This window comes from Pseudoalteromonas sp. SR44-8, assembly GCF_014163635.1.
Classification (GTDB): Bacteria; Pseudomonadota; Gammaproteobacteria; order Enterobacterales; family Alteromonadaceae; genus Pseudoalteromonas; species Pseudoalteromonas rhizosphaerae.
The window spans coordinates 1-19291 of record NZ_JACJDS010000059.1 but is presented as its reverse complement, the minus strand read 5'-3'; the positions used below and the strand labels follow the sequence as shown (position 1 = coordinate 19291).

The following is a 19291-nucleotide window of genomic DNA, read 5'->3' as shown; positions in this document are numbered from 1 at the left end:
TGCTGGCGAGGGTCGTCAATTGATTCGAAATATTTAAATAGTTGAATATCAGGCATGGGGGCTCCTTAAAAAGGAGTATAAGATCATACTTTTAAGTCAAGGTAAAGTTCGTGATCTTGCCCTGGGAGTGTTTATTGAATCTTCCGCTAAAAATGCGCCTAATTTAGTGTTTGATGCCAGTTGGGCTGGTGAATATTATGTGCAGTCAGCTAAGCATGATACTCATTCATCTTTAAAAATACTTGAGCTAAATAGCGAAGCTAAAGTTGCTAAATTTGAAGTCGCAGCACGTTTGGTTAACCCCAAGCAAAAAAATGATTATATAAGCTTAGAAAAAACCACCATTACAGTGCAAGGCCAGCAATTTGATAATCTAACAAAATCGTTTTAAGTATATTATCTAAAGCGCAGCATACATTTTTGTTGCTGCGTTAAACAACTCAATCTCTGCTACCGACAAACAACAACTTGCTTACGATTGAAGCTCGGCTTTGATTTGTGTAAAATATAGCGCCTTCCAATGAGGGAATACCCTTATACTTATATATCATCTGAGGATTTTACTTTGAATAGACGTTTTTCTGTGGCACCCATGCTTGATTGGACTGACCGCCATTGCCGTACTTTTCATCGTAAAATGACCAAGCATGCGGTGCTTTACACCGAAATGGTAACAACCGGTGCAATTTTATTTGGGCGTGGTGATTATCTACACTTTAATACACATGAAAACCCCGTTGCTTTGCAATTAGGTGGCTCTGATCCTGAAGCTTTGGCAAAGTGTGCAAAACTGGCTGCTGAACGTGGTTATGATGAAGTAAACCTAAATGTTGGTTGCCCTTCGGATCGAGTGCAAAATGGCCGCTTTGGTGCGTGTTTAATGGGCGAGCCGCAGCTTGTTGCTGATTGTATTGTAGCAATGAAGGCGGAGGTTACTATTCCTGTTACGGTGAAAACACGCATTGGTATTGATGAGCAGGATTCATATGAGTTTTTATGTGCGCTGATCGAAGCGAGTCATAAGGTTGGCTGTGATGACTTTATTATTCACGCCCGTAAAGCATGGCTAAAGGGATTAAGTCCGAAAGAAAACCGTGAAGTTCCACCACTTGATTATCCGCGTGTTTATCAACTGAAGAAAGATTACCCACAGCTTGATTTAAGCTTAAATGGTGGGGTTAATACCATCGCTGATAGTCTTGTTCATTTAGCGCATCTTGATGGCGTTATGATCGGTCGTGAAGCGTATAGTAATCCATTTATATTAAGTGAAGTGGACGAGAAAATTTACGGTGATACTGCGTGTACATTATCGCGTCATGACGTGGTGCGTTCAATGTATGGTTATATTGAAGATGAAATGCGCCAAGGCGCTAACTTTTGGCATATAGCTCGCCATATGTTGGGTATTTTCCAAGGCCAACCAGGGGCGCGAGGATTTAGACGTCATTTATCTGAAAACGGCCATGGTAAGCAAGCAGATTTATCAGTGATGGATAAAGCATTAAGTTTTGTGCCTGAATAGCTGAAATTTTAATCTTGGAAGCCACTTTTTAGTGGCTTTTTTTGATCCTAAAATTTAGTCAAAATATCACTTTTTTAGTTAATTTAACGTATTTTAATTCAGCTAAACGTCACTTTTAAATTGATGTTATCTTTCTATCCTATTGTTATTTATTGTTTTAGTTGTTTTTCTAACGACATGGCATAAGTCTTGGAATCTCCCTGGTGTAATCACCCATAATCAACAGGAGAAAATCATGGGCCTAATGAATCGTGTTAATGATCTAATTCAATCAAACTTGGTCGCTGTGCTTGATAAGGCAGAGGATCCAGCAAAACTACTTAATTTACTTATTATCGAGATGCAACAAGCTCTGAATGAGTGTCGTACTACTACTGCAGCGATTTTGTGTGAAGAAAAAGCATTGAAACGCCAGCAAAGTGATAAGTTAACATCCATAGCACAATGGCAAGAAAAAGCCGAAATAGCCGTTAGTAAAGGCCGAGATGATTTAGCCACAGCCGCATTAAAAGAAAAGCAGCGTGTAGTCGCTGATATGGCAGCTGTTGAACCTGAGCTCGTTAAATTAACCGATTCATTGGCCAAGTTAGCTGACGATGCACAGCGTTTACAAGACAAACTTAGTGCTGCCAAAGCAAAGCGGCAGAGCTTAACTCAGGTGCATAGTGTTTTAAATGCACGAGTACGAGTTAATCAGCAGTTACATAGCGATAAAGTGGCACATGCACTGTCGCGTTTTGATGTGATTGAGCGCCGAGTTGAGTCAATTGAATCACAAGTGGAAGCATACGAAATGGCTGCAGCTAATCAATCAGACACGGCAATGCAAATTGATGCGCTTGTTAAAGACGAAGCCTTGGATAAAGAGCTTGCAGCACTTAAAGCTAAAGTAAAACAGTCGGCTTAGGAGTTATAAAAATGAATACATTTAATAACAATACTCAATGGAGTAAAGATCCATTAAATAAAAAAATATCGGGAGTATGTAGTGGCTTAGCGCGTCGGTTTGACTTTCCGATTTGGGCAACTCGATTAGCAACTATTGTACTGTTTATTCAGTTCCCACTATTTATAGGTGCGGGTTATTTAATTGCACATTGTTGTTTAGACAACAAGGTTTATTAGGAGAGCGCCATGAAAATTATTGCACTGTGTCTGCTAGCAGCATTGTTTATCGCTTCTAGTCCATTTGAGATAATGCAGTTTGACTCATGGCAGCTCCCTTTGTGGATTGCTGACTTGAGTTGGGTTGGCATTGAATTATTTGGTGCATTAGTCGCTGTGGTGGTCGTTATTGCCATTATTGCGCTGGTTAGTGTTGGTTTGATTGGCGCAGGTCTAATTATAGGAGTCGGCGTGATGCTGGCTTTGTTGTTTGGTTCTGTGATGATCGCATGGCCGCTACTGCTGATTGTTTTTCTGTGTTGGTTAGTTGCGGATAATAAAAAGGTCGCATAGCTTGCCACACAGAGGTTACCTTAAATGCTAATTTAGCTGACTATTTTTTCGCAAATATGCTAAATTTAGCACTTAAAGTGATTATTATAACAAGGATCGAAATGACTCTTAAGCCATTACTAACTATCTTCACAGCGGCTTTTTTAGCTGTAGGCCTATACTCTCCAGTGCTATTTGCCCATGCAGAGCATCAACATGATACAGCAAGTGATATTGTAGTTAGCAATGCCCAAGTAAGGATTTTTTTACCTGGCAGTCAATCTAGTGTTGGTTATTTAAAGCTTGTTAATCATGGTGATGCAGCAGTGACATTAACTAAGGCTAGCCTTGAGAGCTTAGGACGAGTTGAAGTACATGAACATCAGCATGTTAATGGTATGATGAAAATGCAAAAAGTAGATGCGTTAGAGATCAAAGCACATCAACAGCTAGATTTTAAACCAGGCAGTTATCATTTAATGGTTTTTGAACCAAAAGAGCCGTTAAAAATAGGGCAAGAGCTCAAACTCACGCTATATTTTAGCAATGGAGATCGTGTATTTACTCAAGCTACCGTGGTTTCATTAGAAAGCCAAGTTGAGCAAGTATCACAATCTGAACAGCACCATACACATCACTAGGAGATTAAATGTCACAACATAAAGGGAAAATTATAGCAGGGCTAATATTAGTTTTTATTTTATTTTATGCCGTATCTGTGTATTGGAGTGTTGAGCCAAGCCGCGTAAATGTGATCACGCAAGCTAAACAGGATGCGCAGCAGCGTGGCGAAAAACTAGTAACAGGTTACACAACAACTACGGCTTTGATTAATGTTGCCAGCACATTATTGAATAAACCTGGTGGCTATTTATCAAATGATGTAATACCTCCGAGTATTCTTATGGATAATATGCCTGCTTGGGAATATGGCGCATTAGAAATGACGCGCGATTTGGCGCTATCAATGCGTAAAGACTTTAGCCGTTCTCAGTCGCAATCGACCGAACATGAAGCTCTAAAAAAAGCCCAGCCCCAATTTAATATTAGTTCAGAAGCATGGGCGTGGCCAAGTGCCGAGAGTGAATACCAAAAAGGCATTGATTTATTAATTGTGTATCGTACTCAAATCGCTGACCAAAACAGCCGTGACAGTCAGTTTTATGCGCGGGCAGATAACCTACGAGGCTGGTTAAAAGAAGCCGAAAAACGCCTTGGTAGTTTAAGTCAGCGGTTAAGTGCCAGTGTTGGTCAAGATCGGTTAAATACTGATTTAGCCGGTGACAAAGAAGCACATCAAGCGACTTATGCACCATTACAAAATCAGATAAAAACCTCTTGGTGGGAAATAGATGACGTGTTTTATGAGTCACGCGGTGCAACTTGGGCTTTATTACATTTTTTGCAAGCGGTAGAATATGACTTTGCTGATGTATTAGAGAAAAAGAATGCACGTGTGAGCTTACAACAAATTATACGTGAGCTTGAAGCAACCCAAGAGACTGTTTGGAGTCCGGTGATTTTAAATGGTAATGGTTTTGGTTTTGTTGCTAATCATTCATTAGTAATGGCAAATTATATTTCACGAGCCAATGCGGCTCTTATTGAACTTAGCGAACTTTTAGCGCAAGGATAACACATGAAAAAGTACTGTTTAGCCGCTGCCCTTTCGATGGCATTTTTGGCTCCAGCGGCTCACGCTGACACCCTTTTAGGTTTATATGTTGGTGTTGATGGCTGGCAATCTGATAATTCAGGTAGCTTTTCAGATAGCGGTAATATGCAAGACTTTAATTTTGAAGATGAAACCTTCATCAGCTACTACGCAGCGCTTGAGCATCCAATTCCATTAGTGCCAAATATAAAGTTAAAGTATACCGAGCTTGAGTTAAATGGCTCAACCTTGCTTAATGAGACGTTTGAGTTTGGTGGTACTTCATTTACAACCAATACCACAGCAACTACGATCAGCGACTTATCACACGTTGATTATATTTTATACTATGAGATATTTGATAATGACTTATTATCTATCGATTTAGGTGTAAATGCTAAGCAGTTTGATGGCGATATTGTTGTTACTGGTACAGCAAATGGTAAAGCAACAACAGAAACTGTGGATTTTTCAGGTTTTGTGCCATTAGTTTATGGTCGTGCTGAAGTAGGCTTACCGTTAACGGGTTTAAGTGTTTTCTTTGAAGGTAGCTTACTTGCTATCGATGATAGTAAAGTACAAGACTACCAAGCGGGTATTGCATGGGCTTTACTTGATAACTTAGCGGTAGATTTAGATATCAAAGCGGGTTACCGTCAAATGACGCTAGAGCTTGATGATATTGATAATCTATATACTAATATTGATGCATCAGGTCCATTTGCAGGCATACAAATTCACTTCTAATTTGTTTGCTTTGGCGTGGTACCGTTATTTAATTGCGTGCCACGCTACTTCAAATTCTTCCTCAAGTGCACTGCTTAACAATTGCTTATAAGCCTTATTAACTGGCGTGTTAATCAATTTTCTAAGTTCATCACCCGTTTGCGTAAATTTATAGTAACTGAGCACTAAATCGTTATTTTTTGGTTTGAGTACGACCCGTTGGGTTAAAAATGTCAGATTCATTTCTTGGCCAGCCTTAAGCGCTGCAGATTCAATTTCTTTACGGTAGATTAGGCCAATATCCATCAAAGTTAATACATCAGGAAAACTGATCCCAGCTTTACCTAAGTTAAACGATACTTTATTGCCTTTGCGTAGCAAATCAAATAGCGAAGGTTTTTTATAAAAGCCTAATAAAATTAAATGGCTATTATCTTTTTCATTATAGCCACAAATTGCGGTACATTTTTGTAGTGCATCCGCTTCGCGCTGGGTCATCTGCTTAAGTGTTTGTAAGCTTTTAATTGAAAATGTTCCCGGTGATACAGTTTCTCCCGCTAAAATTTTTGCCCACAGTTTTTGCATTGATTCGTTTGAAGTATCTTCACATAGTGCAATAAAGCGTTCGACCCAATCACTGTCAGGTTGCCCTTTACTAGTTACGTCGGGGCAAAAATCCATAGCCATAGCCATAATCGCTTCAATATTTTGTTGTTGTTTGATAAGTAGTAATTGTTGGCGATGTTGGGCTCTATTGAGCGTTGAGTTATCACTATTGACTTGATAGGGCAGTTTACTTTGCCCTTGTGGACCATAACTATCATCACTGGCACTGGTAAGGCGAGTCGAACTGGTTTTACTCATCGAGTAACCTAGTTTAATTTCAATTATATGAGCAAGGTTAATTTTTGCTTGGGCTGTTTGAATCGTCATCGATCTTCTCGCTGTGTGTTGCTGTTTGCAGCTGCGCAGTAGTTTTTAAATTATTAAGTCCAAGTTTCACCGTATTTGCCAAAATATATTGGCTAAATAGCGCCAAATAGCCACCTAGAATCGAAGTAGTAACTTCGCCATCTAGTGAGCATGTTACTTGATTTCCATTAGCTAGAGGTGAAAAAGAGATCACACCTTTAATAATATGTTCTTCATTAAAGAGAATATTAAAATTGATTTTAGTGCTGCTTATATTGGTAATCGTCATTTCACCTACTCCCCAGCTACTTTGCCAAAACTGATGAGCACCCACGCCAGAACTAGGCTCTCCAATAGTGAAAACAATACTTGGATCTACTTTTTGCCAAGGTGACCAGCTAGTCCACTTGGTAAAATCACTAAGCAACGGGGTGATATCTGTTTGCGGAGCATGAATTTTAATGCTCTTTTGGACTTGGTATTGTTGTGGTAATAGCAGTCCAATTACCAGTAAAATCAAAGTAATCAGAAAAATAAATTTAGTAATTCTGGGTAAAATATTAATGGCTGTTCCTTAAATTATAAATTCTACTATCGCACAGCAAGGTGCTGAATATCGACTATAATCTGTAAACCAATATTCATTAATCATCGACATTAATACTGTATCATAAGTTAAATAGTGATAACTTATTAGTCAATAATGAATTGTCTTAATATTAAATGATGGCGCGCAATATTTGAATTTAAAGGATTTGGAATGACGTCAGAACACAATGATTTTTTGTTTTTCAACCATGAAGACGAGCCTCATGAAGAAGTTGCGCCCAAAGATTACTGGGATGTTCTGATTGTTGATGATGATCCTGAAATTCACACTGTAACAGAACTAGCGCTCTCAGGCGTTGAGTTTTGGGGAAGAACACTGCGTTTTCATCATGCTTATTCTGGCGCTGAAGCAGTTGAAGTGTTAGCTAATACTAATAATGTGTCGGTATTACTGTTAGATGTAGTCATGGAATCCGATGATGCAGGCTTAAAAGTAGTTAAAGAGGTACGCGATACGCTGAAAAACCATAACGTACGAATTATCTTACGAACGGGTCAGCCCGGATATGCGCCTGAAGAGCGAGTGATCCGAGAATATGATATCAATGATTATAAAACTAAAACCGAACTTACCCGCAGTAAGCTAGTTACCTCGTTAGTTACAGCTATTCGCTCATACGAACAAGTTTGCCAACTTGAATATCAAAGCAAAGCGTTAAATAATATTCTGTTAGCCTCAAAGGCTATTTTAGGTTTTACCGACATTAAAGCATTTACTATGGCGGTGATTAAGCAGCTCTCGGTAATTTTAGATTGTGCGCCAAGGGGGGTTGTGTGTGGCAGTCTGGATGATAGCTATCAGGTTCAAGTGTTGGGTGGTTGTGCTGAGTTTAGTGCTTTTATTGGCCAAGGTGTAGAACAACTTGATGATGGGCGGATTATTTTGCAAGTGCAAAATTGTTTTGAGTTTGGCGAACATCAGCACACTGAGCACGACACTACGTTTTTATTGAAAAGTAAAAATCGTCAGGCTGCTATTTACTTAGAGTACGTTAGCCAACCAAGCTTAACACAATTGCAATTTGCTGAAATTTTCTTAACAAACGTCAGTGTAGGCTTAGATAACGTCAGACTTTTTAATAAACTCAGAGATGCAGCCTACAAAGATGTGTTAACAGGTCTTGCCAATAGAACTGATTTTATTGAACAAATTGAAAAGTATCATCGGTTAAATAGTAACGAGTATATATTTATTCTAATTGATGTCGCACATTTCTCAGACATCAACAATGGCCTGGGTCAAGAGGTGGGTAATCACTTGCTTACTTCAATCGTTGAACGGCTCAAGCAAGAATACCCAAACGCTAAATTACTGTCACGGATTGGTGCAGATGTATTTGGTTTTTTAATTGAGCGCGATGGATTTGATTTAAACGAATTAAGTGAAAATTTAAGTTTGCCGTTTGCAGCAGCAGAGCATTTGTTACCGGTTAATTTTAAAATTGGTTTGTGCGAGCAACAGGACTTTCAAACCACAGGTATTGAAACACTTAAGCTTGCGTATATCGCACTCAATCACGCTAAAAAAGGTAATCAGGGGAATGCTGTTTGTTACACTCCCGATATGGAAGAGCAAATGGCTTGGCGATTAGGGATTATTCGCCAGCTTCGCCAAGACTTTGAAAATAATAAATTGGAAGTCTGGTATCAACCGCAATTGGCGTTTAGTGATTTGTCATTAAAAGGCTGCGAAGCATTACTACGTTGGCCGTCGGGACAAGGTAACTATATTTCCCCCGCGGTTTTTGTGCCACTTGCTGAAGATGCAGGGCTAATTGTTGAGATTGGTCAATGGGTATTGGATCAGGCTTGTCAGCAGCAAAAACGTCTTGAGGCTCAAGGTGTTGAAATTTGTATTGCGGTCAATGTGTCGGTACCGCAATTTAAGGTTAAAGGCTACGCACAACAAGTCAAAGATACTTTGCGAAAATATCAGGTCAACCCAAAAAATATTGAATTAGAAGTTACCGAAAGTGTGGTGATGGATGATCTCTCGATGGTGATTGAAACACTGCAAGATCTAAAAGAGTTTGGTATTGAAGTGGCGATAGATGATTTTGGCACTGGTTTTTCATCACTGAGTTATTTGCAAAAGTTACCGTTGGATAGGTTGAAAATAGATCGTGCATTTGTCAAAGACTTACCCGAAAAAGACAGCGGCGCAATTGCCAAGCTGGTTATAGCTCTTGGCGCGCAGCTCGGATTAAAAACGATTGCAGAAGGTGTTGAAACACAAGCACAAGCTGATTTTCTTAAGCAATTGGGTTGTGATGAAGTGCAAGGTTTTATGTACGCTAAACCGATGCCTGAAGTTGAGCTTATTCAATATATTGAAAGTAAAAAATAATATTATGTTTGATGCCAGTGTAAATAGCTAATATCGCTTGGTGATTAATTCGGGTATACTTTGCGACCTTTTTTAAAGCAATTGGTTACTTTATATGAGCGCACTTAAAGCCAAGCGAGCGTTATTCTCATACCCTAAATATTGGGCTGAGTGTTACGGCACAGCACCATTTTTACCAACTACACGCGAAGAGATGGATGCCCTTGGCTGGGATAGCTGCGATATCATCATTATCAGTGGTGATGCTTATGTAGATCACCCTAGCTTTGGTATGGCGGTAATTGGTCGTGTACTTGAAGCACAAGGTTTTAGGGTCGGTATTATCGCTCAGCCAGAATGGGATTCGAAAGATGCCTTTATGGCACTTGGTAAGCCTAACTTATTTTTTGGTGTGACTGCCGGTAACATGGACTCGATGATCAACCGCTATACGGCTGAAAAGCGTATGCGCCATGATGATGCCTACACGCCCGGTAATGTGGGTGGCAAGCGTCCTGATCGTGCGGTGATGATTTACTCACAACGATGCCGCGAAGCCTACAAAGGTGTGCCAATTGTAATAGGTGGTATCGAAGCCAGCTTACGTCGAATTGCCCATTATGATTACTGGCAAGAAAAAGTTCGCCGTAGTATTTTATTTGATGCCAAAGCCGATATTCTTATTTACGGTAATGCTGAGCGACCATTAATAGAAGTTGCTCATCGTATTGCCGCCGGCGAAACGATGGATACCATTCAAGATATCCGTGGTACGGCGGTTATTCGTAAAGAGCCATTACCGGGCTGGCGTGGTAGTGATTCTACCGCGATTGATAAAATTGGTAAAATTGACCCAATTCCAAACCCATATGGTGCGGATGATGTGGGTTGTAGCAAAAGCGAATTTAAAAAAGCGGGTATTGATTTACAAGCTGAAGCGGCAAAACCAATTACCATTCAGCCAGCGCGTCCTAAACCTTGGGAAAAAACCTACGTTAAGCTACCTGCGTTTGAGCAAGTGAGTGTTAATAAACCACTGTACGCTCATGCATCACGTATTTTACATCAAGAAACGAACCCAGGTTGTGCTCGAGCGTTATTCCAACGCCATGGCGATCGCTCTATTTGGGTTAACCCACCTGCGTATCCGCTTGAAACACATGAAATGGATGCGGTGTTTGGATTGCCTTATCAGCGAGTTCCGCATCCAAGTTATGGTACTGCAAAAATCCCCGCTTACGACATGATCAAAACCTCAGTTAATATTATGCGAGGTTGTTTTGGTGGCTGTAGTTTCTGTTCAATTACTGAGCATGAAGGACGGATAATTCAAAGTCGTTCACAAGAATCGATTATTGAAGAAATCGAACAAATTCGTGACAAAGTACCAGGGTTTACTGGGGTTATTTCGGACCTTGGTGGGCCAACTGCAAACATGTATAAACTGCGTTGTAAGAGCAAAAAAGCTGAGAGTACCTGCCGACGTTTATCGTGTGTATATCCTGATATTTGTAAGCATATGGATACCGACCATACACCGACTATCGAGTTGTATAAAAAGGCTCGTGAAGTTAAGGGTATTAAAAAAATCCTAATAGCCTCTGGTGTTCGCTACGATTTAGCTGTGCAAGACCCTCGTTACGTCAAAGAACTCGTAACCCATCATGTTGGTGGTTATTTAAAAATTGCGCCTGAGCATACCGAAGACGGGCCATTATCTAAGATGATGAAACCAGGCATGGGCGCATATGATCAGTTTAAAGAGCTTTTTGATAAATATTCAAAAGAAGCAGGGAAAAAGCAGTACCTGATCCCTTATTTTATTTCTGCGCATCCTGGCACTAAAGACGAAGACATGGTGAACATGGCGTTGTGGTTAAAGTCGAATGATTTTAAACTAGATCAAGTGCAAAATTTTTATCCGTCACCAATGGCTAATGCCACCACGATTTATCACACTGGGATGAACTCGCTGCGTAATATTAAAAATAATACTGAGCAAGTACCGGTGCCAAAAGGCGCGCGTCAACGTCGTTTACATAAAGCGATATTGCGTTATCACGACCCAGCAGGTTGGCCGATGATCCGTGAAGCACTGCGTAGTATGGGCAAAGCCAAGTTGATTGGTAAAGGTCCAAACTGCTTAGTGCCAGAAGAAACCCGTGACGAAAAATCGCTTAAAGCAGGTAAAGGCGGGCGTCCAGCGCTTAGCCGCCACACCGGCTTTAGCCAGTTTAAAAAAGCCAATACCAAACCTAAGGTTGGCGGTAATCGTCAGCGGGCTAGGTAATTTTCGGTAAATAAAAAACGCCCAGCATTTGCTGGGCGTTTTAATTTATAGTTGTTTATTCTTCAGCTTATTCTTCAATGAAAGCTTCGCCTTCGGTCATCCACTTAGCGGCAGGCTTGCCTTTTAAGTAGTGATCAAAGTACTGCATCATCCGAATTGAAAAATCCACTTGGTTAGGGAATTTCTTTAAGTGGTGTGGTTCACCTTCATACTGCAAAAACGTCGCATCTTTGCCTGCACGGCGCAGCGCTAAATAATACTGTACGCCTTCGTGCCATGGTACAGCATCATCTTTATCACCAAACATAATTAAGATTGGTGTATTTACTTTATCAGCGAAGAATACCGGTGAGTTTTCGATGTAAAGCTCTGGCGCTTCAAACAAGGTTTTACCTATACGGCTTTGCCCAGTTTCATATTGGAACTGACGCGCTAATCCTGATTTTAAGCGAATACCGCTGTAAGCGCTGGTCATGTTTGACACTGGCGCACCCGATACTACCGCTTTGAACATATCAGTTTGGGTGATCATAAAGGCACTTTGATAGCCAGCCCATGAATGCCCTTGTAAGCCAATTTTATCAGGGTCAGCGATACCTAAATCAATCAGCTTTTGGGTGGCGTTGATCATGGTTTGCGTTGATGATTTACCTGGGTGACCAATTTCAAAGCGAATATCAGGTAAGAAAATTGCGTAACCGTTCGAAGTAAACATTGGGAAGTTAGGGCGATGGTTTAATTCCATTTTAGGGAAATCAAACATGCGTTGACTCATATAACGGTAAAAATACACCACCACTGGCACTTTATCGCCCTTTTTATAGCCCGCAGGCTTTATCAATACGCCTTGCAAGTCTTCGCCATCAAAGCCTTTATAGTTAATTAGCTCCGGTTTTTGCCCCCACGCAAAGTCGTTAACTTGTGGGTTTAAGTTAGTAACGCGTTGTGGATTTTTAAAGCTAAAATCAGTTTGATAAAAATCAGGGAACTGCTGATAAGTTTGCTCAGTGAATAGGTATTTATCGGCATTTTTAGCTTTTTTTACCACGTCAAAACGTTTTTTACCGCTTAATACTTTGCTGATCGAGTTATCAGCAAGATTGAGTTTTGTGATTTCAGTTTGCTTTTGCTGTAAGTTTGTAGCGCTAAGTAGTAAAGTTTCATCTTGTTTAAAGCCAACTTGGTCTTTATCAAGTTTGATGACTCGATATTGCGTGTTGTTTTCTTTGCCTTGTGTAAGGCGTGTGGCTTTGAGGGTTTTAACGTCAAATGCCCAGATATCGTATTTGCTATATACCAGCACTTGGCTGCTATCAGCTAACCAACCGGCAAAACCATAACCCGGTTGAGTTGAAGGGTAATCGTGCTGATCATCGGCGAACGTTGCTTTAATCGCTGTTGTTAAGGTACTGACTTTATTGTTACCTAAGTCTTTAAGCTGTACTTGGCTATTTTCAAAGTAAGCTGCAAATTGTCCACTGGGTGATAGGCTGGGTCTAAACGGATAATCACTGATAATTGCTTTACGCTCACCATTTTGCACATTGACTGCATAGTAGTCAGCAAAAAAACCGCCATACATAATACGTTTGAGATAAGGTAAATTTGAAGAACCAAGTAACGCAGTGCGATTGTTGGTATTGATTGCCAAATCTGGCATGTCAGTGTTACTTAGTTGCGCAACTTGTTTGCCATTAAGATGGTAAACGGCTTGATAATGGCGGTTTTTATTGATTTCTTTCCATTGTTGCTCTTCGCGGGGTTTAATTTCGGCATCGTTATTATGCCAAACGTGGAGGCCTTTTTGGTCGCGTATCGTATCGTAATCAAATAACGAGGCTTGATCTGTGTATTTCTTTTCTTTAATTTTTGCCGCTAACTTAGGATGATTCTCAAAGTACAAGCGTTCACCGTCTTCAGACCAGCTCAATTTTGCTGTTTTACCAATAGTCCAATCTTTTTCAGGAGCAGCAATATTTGTAAGCTGTTCGTTTTGCCACAGTTTTAGCTGATGATCGCGACGGCGCATATCGTCATTCACATAATTACCCAGTGTAAATGCGGCAATATTCTTAGTTGGATGCCAAGCTATTTTATTTGCCACCACGCCTGGTTCATCAATTAATACACTCGTATCAAATGTTTGGTTTAATGTAATTAATACTACTTGGTTATCGTTACCGTCAGGATAGCTTTGGCTGATAAGTAGCTCGCTGCCAGATGAATTAATAGCGTAACTAAATACGTTATTAATAGTATGAGTTGTAGCATCTTTTAAATTTACAACAATGAGCTCAAACGCTTTATCTTTTTTATCTGGTTTGATTTCACTAGTTTTATCTGTGCTCTTATCGTCACCAATGCCTTTATTATCATCGTCATTATCGGTTTTTTGATCTAAACGATATGCTAACCAGTTACCATCATCCGAGAGCTGGTAATCTTTTACGTTCTCAAAAACGTGTTGTTCACCCGTTATTGTATTAACGAGTACTAGATTGTTTTTTAAGGTGTCTTTCTTTTTTGTGGTTTCTTTTTCAAGCAAAGTAGGGACTTGGGTAAAGGCTACCCAGTTAGCTGCTTTGTTGATCTGAGGCTTAGTGCCGCGTTCAATTTCTGCAAGTAATTTATTATTGTTTAAGGTATAGACTTGGCCTGTTGCATCGCCACGGTATGGGGTTGCACTAAAGCTCAGAACTTCACCATTTTCAGATAATTGCGTTGTTTTAGCTGCTTTGAAATCGAATACATCTTTAAATTGTAGCGGCTCTTTTGCGGATGCCGTGGCACTACCAAGGCTTGCAACCAGTGCCACGCTTAGTAGGGAAAGTTGTGCTTTCATTGTTACTTCTCGTTTTGTTTCATCTGCATCATCATAACGAGTTTGTTCAACAATTCGAGTAGAAACGATAAGCGGTCGAAAATAAAGGTTGAAAGTAACATTTATAAAAAAACCTTGTAGGAAAACCGACAAGGTTAATAATTTTAGGAGCTAGGAGCTAGGAGCTAGGAGCTAAAGCCATATTTTTTGTAATTCTAACCACTGTTTTTCAAATTGCGCGCTAGGTTTTGCTTTAAAGTCACTGCGGACAAATTGGTTCATCTTGCCTTCAATGTAAGCAAGTAAAAAGTTTGCAATGGTTAACTCATCACTTTGAAAGGTTTTACCTTCGCGAAGTTTGCGCTCGCGTAGTACTTGTTTTAGTTGTGTTTCAAGCTTTTCAAACAAGCTTTGTACACGCTCACGCAAGCGTTCTTGCTCACCTTGCAAGGCGTCGCCGGTCAAAATACGAGTGATCCCCGGATTTTTCTCAGCAAATGCCAGTAGTAGCAATAAAATATTATAGATACGGCTTTGAGTTTCTTTTTCGTTTTCAAGAATGAGATTTATGCGCGACAACAAAGTGTCTTCAATAAACTCTATTAAGCCTTCAAACATCCGTGCTTTACTCGGGAAATGACGATAAAGCGCAGCTTCAGAAACGCCTACCTCAGCAGCTAATTTTGCTGTGGTGATACGTTGACCTGGGCTGGTTTCTAACATTTGTGCGAGTGCTTGTAGTATTTGCTCTTTGCGATTACTTCTTTTTGTCGCAGGCATGAACATTCCTTTCTTTATAATTATTTACTTAGCTTTTGGCGGCTACTTATCACTCACTTTTTGAGCAAGCGATAAGGGCTATGTTAATGTTTTATTCAGTTTCTTTCCAGCCTTTTTACAATCGTTTAGCAAGCTCACTCATTACACTCAGTGCTAATGCGCTTTTGGTATCGACGGGCAGTTCTTTTTGTTCATTATGCCAGAACAGTGTTAAAGCATTATGATCTGAATTAAAACCAAGGCCCGTTTGTGATACATCGTTAGCGCAGATCATATCGAGGTTTTTATTGCTGAGTTTGCCTTTCGCATAGCTTGCGACATCTTGAGTTTCTGCGGCAAAGCCAACTGTATATGGGCGACCCTCTGTAAGGCTAGCAACTGCGGCAATTACATCTGGATTTTTAACTAAAGTGAGTGTCAGTTCATCGCCTTGTTTTTTCATTTTTTGCTCGGCAATCGCTGCGGCGCGATAATCGGCAACCGCGGCGCAACCAATAAAAGCATCCGACTTTGGAGCAAAAATAAGCGATTGTTCAAGTAGTTGCTCAGCGGTCTCAATGTTAATTAGGTTAACACCTGGTGGTGGCGCAATTGTTACCGGACCTGAAATCAGGTTAACCGTTGCTCCTAAACTAACTGCCGCATGTGCAAGCCCAAAGCCCATTTTCCCAGAGCTGTGATTAGATATAAAACGCACCGGATCAAGTGGCTCACGAGTTGGCCCTGCGGTGATTGTAATTGTTTTACCAGCTAGTAGTTGCGGTTGCGAAGGTTGCGTGCATAGTGCCACTAACTGATGTGGTTCAAGCATTCGCCCTGCACCTACATCACCACATGCTTGTTCACCCTTACCTGGGCCCCAAATTGCAATGCCACGCTGTTTTAAAGTTGCTAAGTTAGCTTGAGTTGCTGGGTGGGCATACATTTGTTGATTCATTGCAGGCGCCACTGCTACTTTTGCGGGTGTTGCCAGCAATAAAGTGGTGAGTAAATCATCTGCAATGCCGACTGCCATTTTTGCGATGATATTAGATGTGGCAGGAGCGACTAATATTAAATCAGCCCATTTAGCAAATTCAATATGGCCCATAGCGGCTTCAGCAGATGGATCGAGCAAAGAGTCTGAGACCATTTCACCACTTACGGCCTGCATGGTAAGCGGAGTAATAAAGTGCTTAGCTGACTCAGTCATCACCACTTTGACATCACAACCATGATCTTTTAAACGTCTAACAAGTTCGGCGCATTTGTAGGCGGCAATACCACCGCTGATACCAAGTACAATTTTTTTATTTACTAATTCTGTCGCTAAATTGGTCATTAACTTTGTCATACTCTGATAAAACTGTTTGTCGATATGCGCTAACGATAGCAAATCTTTGCCTTGGGGACGAAGTTTTAATATGGAATTTATTCGCAGTTTTACAGGCGAAATTTTATTTTTGCATTACAGTTAAATTATAAATCATTTTTCAGGGACGAAATAATGCAGCTCACCTCTTTACCAAGTAGCCAGCGACCACGCGAAAAGTTATTGGCGAAAGGGGCTAAGTCGTTAAGTGATGCCGAGTTATTAGCGATATTTTTGCGAACGGGTTTACCGGGCATGAATGTAGTTGAGTTAGCACAACATTTAATGACACAAAATCAAACACTGCATAACTTATTTAATGCATCAATCGATGATTTTTGTGCACAAAAAGGACTGGGCACAGCAAAATTTGTGCAACTTCAAGCAGTACTGGAATTGAGTCGTCGTTATATGATGGAGCAATGCCAGCGCGAAGCAGTGTTTAATTCACCGCAATCAGTATATGACTATTTAACGATTGAGCTGCGAGGCTTGCAGCAAGAAGTGTTTATGGTGTTGTATTTAGATAGTCAGAATCGCTTAATTAAAGAAGAAACACTTTTTTATGGCACTATTAATGCGGCATCTGTTTACCCAAGAGAAGTCGTCAAAGCGGCTTTAAAAAATAACGCTGCGGCACTTATTTTGGCTCATAATCATCCATCAGGTATTGCTGAACCAAGCCAAGCTGATAAATTAATTACCGCTAAATTGCAGCAAGCTTTGCAATTAGTCGATATAAATATTTTAGATCACATCGTTGTTGGGGGAGATAATTGTGTTTCGTTTGCAGAACGAGGCTTGATTTAAGCGTATTCAAATCACTAAGCGTGTTAAAAATGAGCGGTTTAGTGCTTATTTGCAAATTAGTTTAATTTAAATGCAGTTTTTACTTTCCCTAAGGGCATTCGATCTTTATAATTAGCCGCTATCAAATTTACACATGAGCTGGTTGGATTAGATCAATCACTTGATCTTTGCCTGTATAAGCTGTATAAAGAGCGCCCTTCGATTTATCCCTGGGGCACAAAATACATAGCCTAGGGGACAAATTAAGCTCGAGCGAAGTTATTGGAGATATATAGACATGTCTAAAGTATGTCAAGTTACAGGTAAGCGTCCTGCGGTTGGTAATCACCGTTCACACGCGAGAAACGCGACTAGACGTCGTTTCCTACCTAACCTACAAACACACCGTTTTTGGGTTGAAAGTGAAAAACGTTTTGTAACATTACGCACTACTACTAAAGGTATGCGTATTATCGATAAAAAAGGCATCGACACGGTTCTTACTGAAATCCGTGCTCGCGGCGTAAAAGTTTAAGGACCTGAGTCATGCGTGATAAGATCCGTTTAGTTTCTACAGCTGGTACTGGTTTTTTCTACACTACCGACAAGAACAAGCGTAACATGCCGGAAAAAATGGAAATCAAAAAGTTTGATCCAAAAATCCGTAAACATGTTCTTTTCAAAGAAGCTAAAATCAAGTAATTTTAGTTTTCTATGAATATCAAAAACCCAGCTTAGGCTGGGTTTTTTGTTTTTCAAATGCGTAGTTTTTCCGTTCTCGAATCACAGATTATTCGTTTATATCATCGTCGACTAATTTTAAAAATGTGTCATAACAGGTAACATGTGCGTTGTTATCGTTGATGCAAACTAAATTTCGGCCGTGATGTTTAGCAAAGTAGAGTGCCTTATCAGCTCGCTCTAATACTTTTAAAACGCTATCATTACTCTTTTGTATAGCGGTTACCCCAAGGCTGATAGTGATAGGCATATTGGCAACTGTATTTGAGCTAATTAAACTCCTTAATTCATTCGCTTGCTTTGCTGCATCCAACAAAGCAGTGTTGAGTAATATTATTACAAACTCTTCACCACCCCAACGGGCGATTAACGCTTGCTCACCTATTTTTTGCTGCAACAGATGAGCAAACTCTTTTAGTACTTTATCGCCAACTAAATGCCCGTGGGTATCATTAATTTTTTTGAAATAGTCTATATCACACATAAGTAAACAATGAGATGCTTGAGAATGCTCGCTTTTAGTTATTAATGCCGATAACTCTGCATCAAATTTTTGTCTGTTATATAACTCAGTCAACTTATCTGTTTCTGCTAACTTTTTAATTTCGTCATTAAGGTTAGATAAGTTTTGATACGCTAACGAACGTGTTTTTTCGTAAAATCTAAAAATTAGAATATGAGCGATACTGACTTCGATAGTGTTAAATAATGATCCTAACCCTATGGTTATTGTTTGTTGTTGCTGTGTATAAATTAAGTATGCACAAATAGAGAATGCAATTGCGCTGATGATGCTTCCCCGTTTTCTGCCTATTAAAAAAAATGCAAAAGGGGGGATAAGCGTAGCCCATAATATTGAGAATGGATTTCCGCCTACCGAAATTATAAATAATATAGCTAAGCTGCTAGCCATTAATGTAACAGCCCATGCGGTTACATTTACGTTGCCAGATTTGTAAAACCAGAAATAAATAGTTAATGAGATAACAAGTCCTAAACAGTCAATTAAGGCAAGGTCTAATTGCTCGAAATAGAAAACATTGAGTACTGTTAAAATGAAAAAGTAAGCTGTTGAAAATAATAAAAAATGGGCGATTAAACGTGCTCGCCAAAAATCTTTGTGATCCTTTGCAAATTGCGGAGACTTACTGTACCAAAACCCTAACATAAATGAATATTACCTAATTATTTATGATGTTAAGTATTACTTATTTGCAGAGTCCTGTGTAGCACAAATATTAACTGATAAGTTTTAGGTATAAAAAAACCTTGCAGGAAAAACCCACAAGGTTAATATTTTTAGCACCTAGCACCTAGCACCTAGCACCTA

General features: G+C 39.9%; 19 protein-coding genes. 13 read left to right on the top strand and 6 right to left on the bottom strand.

Annotation, left to right across the window (positions count from 1 at the left end; translation table 11 throughout):
- Positions 1-127: 127 nt before the first annotated feature.
- The 8 genes from H5183_RS20645 to H5183_RS20610 all read left to right on the top strand — a co-directional run bounded on the left by H5183_RS20645 (position 128) and on the right by H5183_RS20610 (position 5363).
- The gene (locus tag H5183_RS20645; RefSeq protein WP_182732599.1) at positions 128-391 is read left to right on the top strand and encodes a hypothetical protein; all 264 of its coding nucleotides are present in this window, start codon (positions 128-130) and stop codon (positions 389-391) included.
- A gap of 201 nt (positions 392-592) precedes the next feature.
- Positions 593-1525 (top strand): tRNA dihydrouridine(20/20a) synthase DusA, encoded by a 933-nt coding sequence (gene dusA, locus H5183_RS20640; protein WP_259397463.1) that lies wholly within the window; start codon positions 593-595, stop codon positions 1523-1525.
- A 235-nt stretch (positions 1526-1760) separates the two neighbouring features.
- Positions 1761-2432 (top strand): PspA/IM30 family protein, encoded by a 672-nt coding sequence (locus H5183_RS20635; RefSeq protein WP_182732597.1) that lies wholly within the window; start codon positions 1761-1763, stop codon positions 2430-2432.
- An 11-nt stretch (positions 2433-2443) separates the two neighbouring features.
- The gene (locus H5183_RS20630; protein WP_145234665.1) at positions 2444-2650 is read left to right on the top strand and encodes a PspC domain-containing protein; all 207 of its coding nucleotides are present in this window, start codon (positions 2444-2446) and stop codon (positions 2648-2650) included.
- 9 nt (positions 2651-2659) lie between these two features.
- Positions 2660-2983 (top strand): hypothetical protein, encoded by a 324-nt coding sequence (locus H5183_RS20625; RefSeq protein ID WP_145234667.1) that lies wholly within the window; start codon positions 2660-2662, stop codon positions 2981-2983.
- A 101-nt stretch (positions 2984-3084) separates the two neighbouring features.
- Positions 3085-3603, top strand: a complete 519-nt coding sequence (locus H5183_RS20620) for a copper chaperone PCu(A)C (RefSeq protein ID WP_182732596.1) — start codon at positions 3085-3087, stop codon at positions 3601-3603.
- Positions 3604-3611: 8 nt separating this feature from the next.
- Complete coding sequence (locus H5183_RS20615) at positions 3612-4598, top strand: DUF2333 family protein (RefSeq protein WP_145234671.1); 987 nt, start codon at positions 3612-3614, stop codon at positions 4596-4598.
- Between the two features lie 3 nt (positions 4599-4601).
- Positions 4602-5363 (top strand): TIGR04219 family outer membrane beta-barrel protein, encoded by a 762-nt coding sequence (locus H5183_RS20610; RefSeq protein WP_145234674.1) that lies wholly within the window; start codon positions 4602-4604, stop codon positions 5361-5363.
- 24 nt (positions 5364-5387) lie between these two features.
- Here the strand turns inward: H5183_RS20610 and H5183_RS20605 are convergent, their stop codons facing one another.
- Both H5183_RS20605 and H5183_RS20600 read right to left on the bottom strand, forming a co-directional pair.
- Positions 5388-6275, bottom strand: a complete 888-nt coding sequence (locus tag H5183_RS20605) for a TIGR03899 family protein (protein WP_145234676.1) — start codon at positions 6273-6275, stop codon at positions 5388-5390.
- On the bottom strand, positions 6244-6774 hold the full coding sequence (locus H5183_RS20600; RefSeq protein WP_145234678.1) for an SRPBCC family protein: 531 nt from the start codon (positions 6772-6774) through the stop codon (positions 6244-6246). The genes H5183_RS20605 and H5183_RS20600 overlap by 32 nt, the downstream gene beginning before the upstream one ends.
- 240 nt (positions 6775-7014) lie before the next feature.
- On the opposite strand from H5183_RS20600, the gene H5183_RS20595 reads away from it, so the two are divergent.
- Together H5183_RS20595 and H5183_RS20590 are read left to right on the top strand one after the other, a co-directional pair.
- Complete coding sequence (locus H5183_RS20595) at positions 7015-9210, top strand: EAL domain-containing protein (protein WP_182732595.1); 2196 nt, start codon at positions 7015-7017, stop codon at positions 9208-9210.
- A 94-nt stretch (positions 9211-9304) separates the two neighbouring features.
- Positions 9305-11479 (top strand): YgiQ family radical SAM protein, encoded by a 2175-nt coding sequence (locus H5183_RS20590; protein WP_145234682.1) that lies wholly within the window; start codon positions 9305-9307, stop codon positions 11477-11479.
- Positions 11480-11546: 67 nt separating this feature from the next.
- Here H5183_RS20590 and H5183_RS20585 read toward each other — a convergent pair whose 3' ends face one another.
- The 3 genes from H5183_RS20585 to coaBC all read right to left on the bottom strand — a co-directional run bounded on the left by H5183_RS20585 (position 11547) and on the right by coaBC (position 16413).
- Complete coding sequence (locus tag H5183_RS20585; protein WP_182732594.1) at positions 11547-14321, bottom strand: prolyl oligopeptidase family serine peptidase; 2775 nt, start codon at positions 14319-14321, stop codon at positions 11547-11549.
- A gap of 171 nt (positions 14322-14492) precedes the next feature.
- Positions 14493-15080, bottom strand: coding sequence for a nucleoid occlusion factor SlmA (gene slmA, locus H5183_RS20580; protein ID WP_145234700.1), 588 nt, complete (start codon positions 15078-15080; stop codon positions 14493-14495).
- 115 nt (positions 15081-15195) lie between these two features.
- Positions 15196-16413: a bifunctional phosphopantothenoylcysteine decarboxylase/phosphopantothenate--cysteine ligase CoaBC gene (coaBC, locus tag H5183_RS20575; protein ID WP_179959239.1), complete on the bottom strand. Its 1218-nt coding sequence runs from the start codon at positions 16411-16413 to the stop codon at positions 15196-15198.
- 153 nt (positions 16414-16566) lie between these two features.
- Here coaBC and radC point away from each other — a divergent pair, with 153 nt between their 5' ends.
- The 3 genes from radC to rpmG all read left to right on the top strand — a co-directional run bounded on the left by radC (position 16567) and on the right by rpmG (position 17922).
- On the top strand, positions 16567-17241 hold the full coding sequence (gene radC / locus H5183_RS20570) for a RadC family protein (RefSeq protein ID WP_145234702.1): 675 nt from the start codon (positions 16567-16569) through the stop codon (positions 17239-17241).
- A gap of 277 nt (positions 17242-17518) precedes the next feature.
- Positions 17519-17755, top strand: a complete 237-nt coding sequence (gene rpmB, locus H5183_RS20565; RefSeq protein ID WP_004335549.1) for a 50S ribosomal protein L28 — start codon at positions 17519-17521, stop codon at positions 17753-17755.
- A gap of 11 nt (positions 17756-17766) precedes the next feature.
- Positions 17767-17922: a 50S ribosomal protein L33 gene (gene rpmG / locus H5183_RS20560; RefSeq protein ID WP_004335545.1), complete on the top strand. Its 156-nt coding sequence runs from the start codon at positions 17767-17769 to the stop codon at positions 17920-17922.
- 88 nt (positions 17923-18010) lie between these two features.
- On the opposite strand, the gene H5183_RS20555 is transcribed toward rpmG, so the two are convergent.
- The gene (locus tag H5183_RS20555) at positions 18011-19129 is read right to left on the bottom strand and encodes a diguanylate cyclase (RefSeq protein ID WP_182732593.1); all 1119 of its coding nucleotides are present in this window, start codon (positions 19127-19129) and stop codon (positions 18011-18013) included.
- Positions 19130-19291: the final 162 nt, after the last annotated feature.